Annotated in this window: 14 protein-coding genes; 9 read left to right on the top strand and 5 right to left on the bottom strand. The window is 64.7% G+C overall.

Features of this window, described 5'->3' with window-relative positions:
• The 5 genes from AKL29_RS10960 to AKL29_RS10940 all read left to right on the top strand — a co-directional run.
• Window positions 1-1,090 (top strand): NAD(P)/FAD-dependent oxidoreductase (locus tag AKL29_RS10960; protein ID WP_244481926.1); only part of this gene is annotated, 1,090 nt, incomplete at its 5' end.
• 276 nt (window positions 1,091-1,366) lie between these two features.
• Window positions 1,367-2,977 carry an acyl-CoA synthetase gene (locus AKL29_RS10955; RefSeq protein WP_050384177.1) on the top strand — a complete coding sequence of 537 codons (1,611 nt, stop codon included), beginning with the start codon at window positions 1,367-1,369 and terminating at the stop codon, window positions 2,975-2,977.
• A gap of 32 nt (window positions 2,978-3,009) precedes the next feature.
• Window positions 3,010-3,480, top strand: a complete 471-nt coding sequence (locus AKL29_RS10950; RefSeq protein WP_050384176.1) for a MarR family winged helix-turn-helix transcriptional regulator — start codon at window positions 3,010-3,012, stop codon at window positions 3,478-3,480.
• Between the two features lie 80 nt (window positions 3,481-3,560).
• Entirely contained in the window at window positions 3,561-3,929 is a 369-nt protein-coding gene (locus AKL29_RS10945; protein WP_050384175.1) for a nuclear transport factor 2 family protein, read from the top strand.
• Between the two features lie 3 nt (window positions 3,930-3,932).
• The gene (locus tag AKL29_RS10940; RefSeq protein ID WP_050384174.1) at window positions 3,933-4,370 is read left to right on the top strand and encodes a hypothetical protein; all 438 of its coding nucleotides are present in this window, start codon (window positions 3,933-3,935) and stop codon (window positions 4,368-4,370) included.
• Window positions 4,371-4,553: 183 nt separating this feature from the next.
• Here AKL29_RS10940 and AKL29_RS10935 read toward each other — a convergent pair whose 3' ends face one another.
• The 4 genes from AKL29_RS10935 to AKL29_RS10920 are packed head-to-tail and all read right to left on the bottom strand — an operon-like array spanning window position 4,554 to window position 6,333.
• The gene (locus AKL29_RS10935) at window positions 4,554-5,069 is read right to left on the bottom strand and encodes an SRPBCC family protein (RefSeq protein ID WP_050384173.1); all 516 of its coding nucleotides are present in this window, start codon (window positions 5,067-5,069) and stop codon (window positions 4,554-4,556) included.
• Between the two features lie 32 nt (window positions 5,070-5,101).
• Window positions 5,102-5,569: an SRPBCC family protein gene (locus AKL29_RS10930; RefSeq protein WP_050384172.1), complete on the bottom strand. Its 468-nt coding sequence runs from the start codon at window positions 5,567-5,569 to the stop codon at window positions 5,102-5,104.
• Window positions 5,562-6,026, bottom strand: a complete 465-nt coding sequence (locus AKL29_RS10925) for an SRPBCC family protein (RefSeq protein WP_050384171.1) — start codon at window positions 6,024-6,026, stop codon at window positions 5,562-5,564. The genes AKL29_RS10930 and AKL29_RS10925 overlap by 8 nt, the downstream gene beginning before the upstream one ends.
• On the bottom strand, window positions 6,019-6,333 hold the full coding sequence (locus AKL29_RS10920) for an ArsR/SmtB family transcription factor (RefSeq protein WP_028343393.1): 315 nt from the start codon (window positions 6,331-6,333) through the stop codon (window positions 6,019-6,021). The genes AKL29_RS10925 and AKL29_RS10920 overlap by 8 nt, the downstream gene beginning before the upstream one ends.
• Window positions 6,334-6,453: 120 nt before the next feature.
• Here AKL29_RS10920 and AKL29_RS10915 point away from each other — a divergent pair, with 120 nt between their 5' ends.
• The 4 genes from AKL29_RS10915 to AKL29_RS10900 all read left to right on the top strand — a co-directional run bounded on the left by AKL29_RS10915 (window position 6,454) and on the right by AKL29_RS10900 (window position 11,179).
• Window positions 6,454-7,893: an LVIVD repeat-containing protein gene (locus AKL29_RS10915; RefSeq protein ID WP_050384170.1), complete on the top strand. Its 1,440-nt coding sequence runs from the start codon at window positions 6,454-6,456 to the stop codon at window positions 7,891-7,893.
• Between the two features lie 7 nt (window positions 7,894-7,900).
• Window positions 7,901-8,443, top strand: coding sequence for a hypothetical protein (locus AKL29_RS10910; RefSeq protein WP_050384169.1), 543 nt, complete (start codon window positions 7,901-7,903; stop codon window positions 8,441-8,443).
• Between the two features lie 184 nt (window positions 8,444-8,627).
• Entirely contained in the window at window positions 8,628-9,245 is a 618-nt protein-coding gene (locus AKL29_RS10905; protein WP_050384168.1) for a LysE family translocator, read from the top strand.
• 149 nt (window positions 9,246-9,394) lie between these two features.
• Entirely contained in the window at window positions 9,395-11,179 is a 1,785-nt protein-coding gene (locus tag AKL29_RS10900) for an adenylate/guanylate cyclase domain-containing protein (protein WP_244481924.1), read from the top strand.
• 64 nt (window positions 11,180-11,243) lie between these two features.
• Here the strand turns inward: AKL29_RS10900 and AKL29_RS10895 are convergent.
• Window positions 11,244-12,027: FAD binding domain-containing protein (locus AKL29_RS10895; RefSeq protein ID WP_244481923.1), on the bottom strand; the 784-nt coding region annotated here is incomplete at its 5' end.

The raw sequence follows: 12,027 nt of genomic DNA, 5'->3' as shown, positions 1-12,027 counted from the left end.
GCGGCGGCAGGACTATCGCGGCAGCATCGTCATGTTGAGCGGCGAGGCCGCGGCGCCGGTGGATCGTCCGAACCTGTCGAAGGACTTCCTCGCCGGCAGCGCGCCGGAAGACTGGCTGCCGCTGAAACCGAACGATTTCTATCGTGATGCGGCGATCGATCTCAGGCTCAGGACCGAGGTCAAGTCGATCGATACCGGCCGCCGCAATGTCGTGCTCGCCGGCGGCGAAACGATTCCGTATGACCGGCTGCTGCTGGCGACCGGCGCGGAGCCGGTGCGGCTGCCGATCCCGGGCGCGGATCAGCCCCACGTTCACGTGTTGCGCACCGTCGACGATTGCCGGGCAATCATCGCCTCGGCCAGCGGAGCGCGCCGCGCGGTTGTGATCGGTGCGAGCTTCATCGGCCTCGAGGTGGCGGCCTCGCTCCGCGCGCGGGAAATCGAGGTCCACGTGGTCGGGCTGGAACAGCGGCCGATGGAGCGCGTACTCGGGCCTGAGATGGGCGATTTCGTCCGCGCGCTGCACGAAGAGCATGGTGTCGTATTCCACCTCGGCGACACGGTGACTGCGATCGAGGGCAAGCGCGCCCGCTTGAAGAGCGGGCCAGTGCTCGATGCCGATCTCGTCGTGGTCGGTGTCGGCGTGAAGCCGCGGCTGGCGCTGGCGGAAGCGGCCGGGCTCGCGATCGATCGCGGCGTGACAGTCGATGCCTATCTCGAGACCAGTGTTCCCGGCATTTATGCGGCCGGCGATATCGCGCGCTGGCCCGATCCGCACAGCGGCGAGACGATCCGGGTCGAGCATTGGGTGGTGGCGGAGCGCCAGGGCCAGACCGCCGCGCGGAATATGCTTGGGCAGCGCGAGGTGTTCGACGCGGTGCCGTTCTTCTGGAGTCAGCATTACGACGTGCCGATCAACTATGTCGGCCATGCCGAGCAGTGGGACGAGATCGCGGTGGATGGCAGCATTGCCGGCAGGGATTGCGTGCTGCGCTACAAGCGCGGCGGGCACGTGCTCGCGGTCGCATCGATCTATCGCGACCTCGATAGCCTCAAGGCCGAGGTCGCAATGGAGCGGGCGGCCGCCTGACGGCTTTCTCCTCAAGGAAGTTCGTAGCCCGGATGCAGCGAAGCGAAATCCGGGTGAGTCTGTCCACTCGATGAGAACCGCGGATTGCGCGGAGCCTGTCATCGGGCGCGCGTTCGCGCGACCGGTTGGCTCCATCCGGGCTACGCATTGTTCATCCGGGCATCACTTTCTTCGTCGGCCCGGGCTTGTCCCGGGCATCGACGTCTTTACAATCTGCCAAAGACGCGGATGGCAGGAAAAGCCCGGCCATGACGAGGGACGGAAGCAACACACACCATGCTCAAGGAAGCCGCTACTTACGACGAGCTCTATCGCAACTTCCGCTGGGACGTTCCCGCGCGCTTCAACATGGCGACCGCGTGCTGCGACCGCCATGCCGACGGCACCGGGCGGCTCGCCCTGGTCTATGTCGACGAGGATGGCGGCACCATGCGCACCTCGTTCGATGAGGTCGCGGAGGCCTCGCGCCGCTTCGCCAATGTGCTGACCGGCGACGGACTGGTGCGCGGCGACCGCGTCGCGGTGTTCCTGTCGCAATCGCTCGAACTGCCGGTCGCGCATCTCGCGGCGTTTCGCGCAGCGATGATCTCAATCCCGCTGTTTGCGCTGTTCGGCGAGGACGCGCTCGAATTCCGCCTGTCGAATTCTGCTGCCAAGGCCGTGATCACCGATGAAGCGGGCTGGGAGAAGATCGCGAAAATCCGCGATCGCCTGCCCGAGTTGAAGAGCATCTATATCGTCGGCGAAAAGACGCCGGCGGGGACGAGACCGTTCTGGAGCGCGATCAAGTCGGCGCCGCCTGAGTTCGCGACCGTCGACACCTCGGCCGACGATCCCGCGCTGATCATCTACACCTCGGGCACCACGGGCAATCCGAAGGGCGCGCTGCACGCGCATCGCGTCGTGCTCGGCCATCTGCCCAATGTCGAGATGTGCCACGACTTCCTGCCACGGCCCGGCGACCTGATGTGGACGCCGGCCGACTGGGCCTGGATCGGCGGCCTGATCAACGGCCTGTTCGCATTCTGGTACCACGGCATCCCGATGGTCGGTCACCGCGCCCGCAAGTTCGAGCCGCAGGCGGCGATGCAGATGATGGCCGAACTCGGCATCCGCAATGTGTTCCTGCCGCCGACCGCGCTGAAGCTGATGCGGCAGGCCAATGTGAAGAATTCCGGCGTCAGGCTGCGCAGCATCTTCACCGGCGGCGAGTCGCTCGGCGGCGAATTGCTGGATTGGGTGCGCGACACCTTCGGCATCGACGCCCATGAGGTGTTCGGTCAGACCGAATGCAATCTCGTGATCGGCAGCAATTCCAACCTGTTTCCGATCCGTCCGGGCTCGATGGGCCGCGCCACGCCGGGCTTCGACGTCCGCATCGTCAACGAGAAGGGCGAGGAGCTGTCGCGGGGCCAGCGCGGCATCATCGGCGTGCGCCAGCCGTGCCCCTGCACCATGATCGAGTACTGGCGCAATCCGGAAGCGACCGCGAAGAAATACGCCGGCGAATTCCTGCTGACCGGCGATCTCGGCGTGCAGGATAAGGACGGCTATTTCTGGTACGTCAGCCGCGAGGACGACGTCATCACCACGGCCGGCTATCGTGTCGGCCCGTCCGAGATCGAGCACACGCTGATGAAGCATCCGGCGGTCGCGATGTCGGCGGTGGTCGGCATCCCCGATCCGATCCGCACCGAATCGATCAAGGCCTGGATCGTGCTGCGGCCGGGCTACGCGCCGGGCGATGCCCTGGCGCGCGAGATTCAGGAGTTCGTCAAGGTTCAGCTCGCCGCCCACGAGTATCCGCGCTTCGTGCAGTTCGCCGACAGCCTGCCGATGACGGCGACGGGCAAGGTGCTGCGGCGGGAGCTGAGGGCGCTGGGCTAGATTCTCTCGGGCAAGTTCGTCACGATACGCACATGCAAAAGACTGCCTCGCAGGTCCCCGGCCTGCATCGCGCCTCGCTCAGGAAGCTCCACGAACTGGATACGGCGCTGGAGCTGATGTACTACGGCTGGCGCGGGATGACGCTGGCGGCTGACCAGTATCTTGCCACGGTTGGCCTCTCGCGCCCGCACCATCGCATTCTCTACGTGATTGCGCGGCGGCCCGACATCTCGATCGGCTCGCTGATCGAGGTGCTCGGCATTTCCAAGCAGGCCCTGAACCGGCCACTTGGCCTGTTGCTAGAGCGTAAGCTCGTGGCGGCGAAGCGGTCGCCCGAGCAGCATCGTTCCAAATTGCTGCACCTGACCGCAGCAGGGCGGCGCATCGAGCAGCGCGCGTCCGACCACGAGCGCGAGGTGCTCCGTGAGGCATTCGATCGTGTCGGCGCGCCCGGCGCCGCCGCATGGATGGCGGTGATGGGAGTGATCGCCGACAACAACTAGCCTCCTCAAGTCAACATAGTTGACGTGAAGATCTCGCCGTGCCAGTCTGCCCCGCAGTCACGCGGGGGGAGGGCAGTCGCATGGGCGAAGAGATCATGGACCGGGCGGCCGCCGGACGCTTTGTCGAGGCGTGGTGCGCGAACTGGTGCAGGGTCGATATCGACGCCGTCGTCGCGCACTTCGCCGACGGTGCCGAGATGCGCAGCCCGTTGGCGCTCAAACTGACGGACTCACCCGTGGTCACGGGGGCCGAGAATATCCGCGCCTACTGGCGCAAGGCCTATGGCAGCATCGCAAGCGCGGACCTCAAGATCCTGAACTGGAGCTGGGACGAAACGATCGTGCGCCTGACGGTGTGGTGGCAACTCGGCGATACGCGCGCCAGCGAGTTCATGGACTTCGATGGCGCCGGCCGTGTGGTGCGCAGCGAAGCATTCTACGGAAAATAGCCCATGCGATTTTTGGATGTCGTCCTGCTGCTCAACGCGCTGTGGTTTGGCGCCGCATTCGTCCAGTTCAGCATCGCCCAGCGCAACACGCTGAAGATCCTGGTCCCACGCGAGGAGCGTGGAAACCCGATTGCGCCGACCCTGTCGGCCAGCGTCGCGTTCCTCGGCGGCATCAATCTGCCGATCGGGCTGCTGTCGCTGTATTTCCTGGTCGCAAGGCCGCCGTTCTTTCAGGGCGCTGAGGCGCAGCTCGCATTGTTCCTGTTTTTCGCCGCGTGTCACTTCAGCCAGTTCGCCTACAATTTGCCTGTGCTGATGCGAGGCGGGCGCGTCGGGGTCGCTTACTGGCCGGTGCTGAAGGGCCCGATGCTCAGGATCTTCGCCATCGACGCAACCCTGTTCGTGGCGAATCTGATCGTTGCTCTGCTGCTTGTGGCGTGAGCTACGGGTGCTGGGCGCAACCCTCCCACCGTCGTTCCGGCGAAGGCCGGGACCCATAACCACGCCCGTTTATTGTTGCGCGACGCTGTGGCCCCAGCGAACTCTAGCCGCTGAGAGCGGTGGTAACGGGTCCCGGCTTTCGCCGGGACGACGGCGGAATCTGGGATGGCTGTATCGCCAACCTCACGTCGGCATCGGGATTCCCAATTCCTTCAGCGCGGCCATCATGCGCGCTGGCGGCTGCATCGGGATCACCATGGCCTTGCCGGTCTCCACGAGGCTCTTCAGGCTGGAGAGGATCGCCGGCCAGCCGGTGCGGCCGCCTGCGAGAATGTCGTCGCTGATCGGACGGTCATGCGATTGCAAGAGCGTCAGCTTCACGCCGTCGCCGGCCGGCTCGATCTCGTAGGTGACGAGCGTCGGCCCGAGCTTTTCGACCAGCTGCGGCCAGTTGACGTTGAAGGTCACGGTCAGCCGCTTGAGGGGATCGCACTCGATCACCTCGCCGGAGATGTGCAGCGCACCGTCGGGCGTCCGCACGACGTAGGCGCCGCCGATCCAAAGGTCGACCTCGACCGCGTTGCCGGAGAAATACTGCCGGCTGAATTCGGCAGTCGTCAAAGCCTGCCACACCTTCTCGGGCGTGGCGGCGATGTAGATCGCGTAGACGATTGCCGGTTTGAATTTCTCGATGTTCATGTCTGTACGCACCCGTCGATAGATTTTCATTGTCATTCGAAGCCGTCGATCCCGAGCGCGGCCGGCGGGATCGTGACCGCCTTGCCGGTCTCGAGCAGGCTCTTGAGTCCCGACAGGATCGCCGGCCAGCCCTTGGAAATGCCGTCGAGCAGCTTGCTGCCTGCACCGAAGCCCTCATGGATCACGGTCAGCTTCACGATCTTGCCATGGGCCTCCAGCGTGAAGACCACCTTGGTTGCCGGCTCCTTGCGCATGTCCTCGTCGAGCACGTGCTTGAAGGTGTAGGCGAGACGCCGCGGCCGGTCGGCCTCGAGGATCTCGCCGGTGTCGGTAGTCTTGCCGCCCATCACCAGCGCGAGCGGCGAGCCGACCTTCCAGTCCGATTGCAGCTCAGTGTCGAACCAGTATTGCCGCGTGAACGCGCTCTTGGTCAGCGCGTCCCACAGCTTGTCCGGCGTGGTCTCGATGTAGGTGACGTAGGCGAATTCGGGCTTAGGCATGGTAGGCCTCCCTGGCGCCGCTGGTGAGCAGGTCGGCCGGCAGTTCGCGTCCGGTCTCGAGGAAGCTCTTCATGCTTGCGATCACCATCGGCCAGCCGCCGGAGATGTCGCGCAGCGTCTTCGGGCCGAGATTGTCGTGCGTCACGGTCAGCTTGACGACCGTGCCGTGCGGTTCGATGTCGAAGGTCACGCGCGAGACCTGTTCGCGCTCGACGCCTTCCTTCACCACATCCCAGCTGTAGGCGAGCTTTTTCGAGGGATCGGCGATCAGCACCTCGCCCTGCACGCTGCGGCGGCCGTCCTTGGTGAGAGAATAAAGCGAGCCGATCTTCCAGTCGGAGCTGACGCGATAGCCGAACCAGAAGCGTTCGGTGAAGTCGCTCGATGTCAGCGCATGCCACAGCTTGTCGGCGGTGGTCTCGATATAGGTGACGTAGACGTAGTCCGGTTTACTCATCACGCTTCTCCAATTGTCTTTTCAACTCACTCAGCGCGGCGAGTTTCCCGCGCTCGAACTTCCTGATCCACCGCTCGCCGATCTGATGGATCGGAACCGGGTTGAGATAGTGCAACTTCTCGCGGCCATGCTTGATCGTGGTGACGAGGTTGGCCTCCTCGAGAATCACAAGGTGCTTGGTGACGGCTTGACGCGTCATGTCGAGGCCGTCGCAGAGCTCACCGAGCGTCTGCCCGTTCTGATCGTGAAGCCGGTCAAGCAGCGTTCGCCGTGAGGCATCCGCGAGGGCTTTGAAGACTTCATCCATGGGTTGGATAATAGGCAATCAAATGGTTGCATGTCAAGAGCGTGTGTTTTGGCATCGGCAGCGCCGTGCTAGCCTCGCCGGCAGCCAACGCAGATTGGCGTGGAACATTGGGTGGTGCGCATGGGCGGTCGCGTTACGGCAGTTTGCTGCACGTTGGTTCTTGTCCTGCTCGCGAATGGTGCGAGCGCCCAGCAGAAGATCGGCGATCCGCCCGAAGCCTCCAACATGAGGCTGGTTGGAACCAACGATTTGCAGGCGCGCAGCGCCTATCAGCCGACCATCCATCATCAGGGCGACAGATGGATCGCCTATATCGGTCATCACGGCGGCACCGACGACATTCCCGATCCCGTCAACCCGATGACCGGCAAGGCCGAGCCGAACGGCACCTCGATCGTCGACGTCACCGATCCCGCGCACCCGAAATATCTGCGGCACATTCCCGGACAGGAAGGCAAATACGAATCCGGCGGCGCACAGATGGTGCGGATCTGCGACGGCAAGGATTTGCCGAAGGGCGATCGCAACGCAGTCTACATGCTGCGCACCTTCGGCAGCGAGGCGCACGAGATCTGGAACGTCGCCGATCCCGCCAATCCGGCGTTCGTCACCCGGATCGGCGGGCTGAAGGACACGCACAAGAGTTTTTGGGAATGCGGCACCGGCATCGCCTTCCTGGTGTCGGGCGCGCCGGACTGGCGCACGCGGCGCATGACGCAGGTCTATGATCTCTCCGATCCCGCGAATCCCGTGAAGATCAGAGACTTCGGCCTGCCCGGGCAGGAGCCGGGCGCGACCGGCGCGGTGCCGACCGAACTGCACGGGCCGATCTCGACCGGGCCAACGGGCAACCGCGTCTATTTCGGCTATGGCACCAACAAGGGCGGCTTCCTGCAGATCGTCGACCGGGACAAGCTGTTGAACGGACCGAAGGAGCCGACCCCGGACAATCTGAAATTCCCGGAGATCGCGCGGATGCCGCTGTCCGCCATGAACGGCGCGCATACGGTGTTTCCGCTGCCCGGCATGCCGATCGCCGAATTCGCCCATGACAAGGACGGCAAGACCCGCGACATCGTGATGATCGTCGACGAGGCGATCCAGAACGAATGCGGCGAGGCGCGCCAGATGGTGTGGTTTGCCGACGTCACCACCGAGGCGCGGCCGATGCTGATCTCGAGCTATACGGTGCCCGAGGCCTCCGGGGCGTTCTGCGAGCGCGGCGGCCGGTTCGGCTCGCATTCGTCGAACGAGAGCATGGCGCCGGTCTACTATAAGAAGCTGGCCTTCATCGCCTTCTTCAACGCCGGCGTCCGCGCGATCGACATCCGCGATCCCTATCATCCGAAGGAAGTGGGGTACTTCATTCCCTCCATCACGGCGGCGACCGACAAGCGCTGTGTCACCATCGACGGCAAGGACCGCTGCAAGGTCGCGATCCAGACCAACAATGTCGAGACCGACGAGCGCGGCTACATCTATGCGGTCGACCGCGCCAACACCGGCCTGCATATTCTCGAACTGACCGGCGCGGCGGGCGCCATCGCCGGTCTGCCGTGAGCGCGCGATGATGCGCTCCTGGTCGGTCATCGCGGCGATGGTCCTCGTGCTCGGCGGGCTCTCCGCAGTTGCGGGCTACGAGATGGCGCCGCCGCGCGCGGCCGCGTGGCGCGAGATCGCCTGGCCGTTCCCGCGCGACGGCTGGCCTGCCGGCCGCGCCTTCCGTTGCGGCGCGGCGGAGTGCGGTGACGACGTCGAGGTTTATCTCAGGCCAAAACTCGGCTTCTGCAATTGCGACGGCGGCGTCGCCGATGACGACGAGGTCGACCGCGTCGCCGATGTCGACATGATCGGCCCGCGCTTCGTACCGCTGAAGGCGGGCGATGTCGTCGATGTCGCGGACATGCCGGGGCGGATCAGGGTCTATGATCTCGAGATGCCCAAGGGGAAGCGCATCGCGATCGGGATCGCGGTGTCACATCGCTGCGACCTGATGGCGGTCGCGGCGCAGGGCAGGGGAGATGCCTCAGGGGTGCAGCGGGCGACGTTGAAGTTTCTGGAATCGCGAGAGATTAGAGCATGGATGATTGTGGCAATGGAGGGACATTGAGGAGTCCGTCTCTCGCATGCGAAAAAGCGGGTGGCCCAGTATTCCAGAGACGCTGATGCTTGGCTGACAGGCCGCGGCGTACTGGATACCCCGCTTTCGCGGGGTATAACAGAGATGATCAGGAGCCGCTTCCTCTTCGCCCGTCCTATGTGCATAATTCAGTTTGAACGTCAGTGAGCTCCCCATGTCCCTGCAAGCCTATTTCGCCTTCGTCGCCGCCTGCATCGCGCTGGCGCTGCTGCCCGGTCCGATCGTCACGATGGTGATCGCCAACGGGCTGCGCTACGGCACGCGCGCCGCGCTCACCAACGTGCTGGGCGCGCAGGTCGGACTTGCGATTGTGATCGGCACCGTCGCGGTCGGGCTGACCTCGCTGATGGCGACGATGGGCTACTGGTTCGACTGGGTGCGCTTTGCCGGCGCCGCCTATCTGGTCTGGCTCGGCTTCAAGCTGATCCGCTCGCCGGTCGAGGGCGTTAGCACCGATGACACGCCGCCGCCGCCGCGCGGCGGCTTCTTCCTGCAGGGCTTTCTGGTCCTGCTTTCGAACCCGAAGGTGCTGGTGTTCTTCGGCGCCTTCATCCCGCAGTTCATGGATATGGACAAGCCGCACGTTCCGCAGGTGGCGCTGCTCGGCCTCACCTTCATGGTGACCGCCGTGCTGACCGACGCCGCCTACGCCTTGGCGGCCGGCCGCGCCCGCAAATTCTTCTCCAAGGAGCGGACCCGGCTGATGTCGCGCATATCAGGCGGCTTCATGATCGGCGGCGGCATCTGGCTGGCGCTGACCCGGGCGCGATAGACCCGCTGGGCGATAGCCTCAAGATCGTCGTTGACAAAGCCGCCGATCTCCAGCCTGGGCAAGCAGCGCAGACGTTTGCTCTAGCCCGGAGGCCGTCAGCCGTGCTTTGATCGGCGACGAAAATTAACCCCTCGTCTGGGGGCATGTCTTTGACCACCGATAGCTTGGATCGGCGTCTGGCAGCGGTTCTGGCGGCCGATATCGCCGGCTACAGCCGGCTGATGGGAATCGACGAGGAAGGCACTCTGGCCAAGCTGAAGTCGGTCAGGCGGGCGTTGCTGGATCCAGCGCTGGCGGCGCATCGCGGCCGCGTCGTCAAGACGACCGGCGACGGAATACTCGTTGAATTCGCCAGCGCCGTCGACGCGGTGCGCAGTGCCGTCGAAGTGCAGCGCCGAATGGCGGATCAGAATGCTGCCGTGCCAACGGAACAGCGGCTCGAATTCCGAATCGGAATCCACGTCGGCGACATCATCTTTGATGACAACGATATCTTTGGCGACGGCGTCAACATCGCAGCGCGCCTGGAGGGGATTGCCGAGCCGGGCGGCGTCTGCATTTCCGATGACGTGCAACGGCACATTCGCGGCAAGGTCGATGCGACCTTCGAGGATATGGGGCCGCAGGTCCTGAAGAATATTGCCGAGCCTATTCGTACATGGAGAGTTCGCGTCGGCGGCGCCTCCGCGGCCGCGGTCGCGAAGCACGCGTTTACTGCCCCGGCTTCCCCACCCGCGATTGCCGAGAAAGCCTCCATCGCGGTGCTGCCGTTCCAGAATATGAGCGGCGATCCGGAGCAGGAATACTTTGCCGACGGCGTCGTCGAGGACATCATCACCGCGCTGTCGCGCTTCAGATCGCTGTTTGTGATCGCGCGCAATTCAAGTTTCACCTACAAGGGAAAGTCCGTCGACATCAAGCAGGTCGGGCACGAGCTCGGTGTGCGATACGTGCTGGAGGGATCAGTGCGCAAGTCGAGCGGCCGCGTTCGGATCACCGCGCAACTGATCGAGGCCGGCAGCGGTACGCATCTCTGGGCGGATAGGTTCGACGGCGAACTGAGGGACGTGTTCGACCTGCAGGACCAGGTCACCGCGAACGTCGTCAGCATCATAGCTCCGAAGATCCAGCAGAGCGAAATCGAACGAACCCGAACCAAGCCGACCGACCGTCTCGATAGCTACGATCTCTTTCTGAGAGGCATTGCGGCCTATGCAGATCGCTCCAGGTGGGGCGACGCCGAACTCGGCGAGTGGTTCAACAAGGCCTGCGCGCTTGATCCCAACTATGCGGCCGCTCAGGTCATGCTGGCCTATTCGTCGCTGCTGAAACAGACCACGCGCGGCACGCCTCTCGGCGCGCAGGAGTTGGCGAAGGCGCTGCGGATCGCCGGGCTCGCCTGCGCGCTGGCCAGCGACGATCCGTTCGTGCTGGCGCGCGCGGCTCACATGTTTGCCTATCTCGGCCACGACTACGATCGCGCCGAGACCATGATCGAAGAGGCGATCTCGCTCAATTCGAACGATGCTGCGGCGTGGGGATATCGCGGCTGGATTTCGCTCATGTGCGTCGAGCCGGCACGCGCGATCGAAAGTTTTGAGCACAGACTCCGGCTCAGCCCGATCGATCCCGGGCGGGCGTCCATGTGGAACGGAATCAGTTTCGCGCATTTCATGCTCGGTCAGTATGAGCAGGGCCGTGCGGCCGCCGCCAAGGCGCTGGTGATCGGCGAAGACGCACACACGCTCAGCGCGTTGATCATGAACGAAGTCGGCTCGGGGCGCCTTGACGAGGCGCGCGTCATCGCTGGCCGCCTGCTCGAACTGCGGCCCGATTTCCGCGCGTCCTACGCGCGGCAGAATTTTCCGACCAGGGCAGTCGAATGGGGCGACCGCATCGTCGCCGTGCTGTGCGAGGCCGGCATTCCGGCGTAGGAATTCCTGGATCTATGCATTCCAGACGCGACGTTGCCTCGAGGCCGCGAATGGGCGATTGATCCTACGCCACAATCCGCTCGACCACGTCGCGCACCAGGCCCGTCAGCAGCTCGAGCTTGTATCCGGTCATCGGCAGCGGCCTGGCTCCCGAGATCGCCAGCTCGGTGGCTTGCGCGATGGTCGCCGCGTTAATCTGCTTACCCTGCAGCGCCGCCGCGGACGCGGTCAGACGCAGCGGGACCGGAGCGATGCCGCCGGCGGTGATGTGGACCTGCTGGAACGCGCCGCCGGAGATCACCGCACGCACGCAGATCTCGACCAGCGGCCATTCCGCATGCGTCCGGCTGATGGCGCGCTTGTACAGCGCGCGCTCGCCGGCCAGCGGAACGGGGAGCTCGATCCGCTCGATGCGTTCGCCCGGTGCAAGCAGATTGTCGGCCGCGCCGTTGCTGCCGTCGCCGAGCAGCTCGGAGATCGACAAGCCGCTGCGCCGGTCGGTGGTGATCTTCGCGTCATAGGCCAATAGCGCCATCGCCATCGTCGACGGATGCGGCGCGACGCATGGGCCGAGATCGAACGCGACGTGATAGAGATGGTTGCCGGATCGCGCCGGGCAGTCGGCGCCGCCCTTCTTGAAGCAGGCGATCTGCGGATTGCGGAAATACCAGCAGCGCGAGCGCTGCGCGAGGTTGCCGCCGAGCGTCGCCATGTGCCGGATCTGCGGCGTGGCGAGGCCCTGCGCGGCCGCGGTGATGCCGGGATAAGCCTCGGCGAGCCGCGGATCGGATGCGATCGCAGCGATCGTGGTCAGGGCGCCGATGCGGGCCGAACCGTCCGCATTCCAC

This window comes from Bradyrhizobium pachyrhizi, assembly GCF_001189245.1.
Classification (GTDB): domain Bacteria; phylum Pseudomonadota; class Alphaproteobacteria; order Rhizobiales; family Xanthobacteraceae; genus Bradyrhizobium; species Bradyrhizobium pachyrhizi.
The sequence above is the reverse complement of the archived record's forward strand: the minus strand, read 5'-3'. Positions and strand labels throughout refer to the sequence as shown.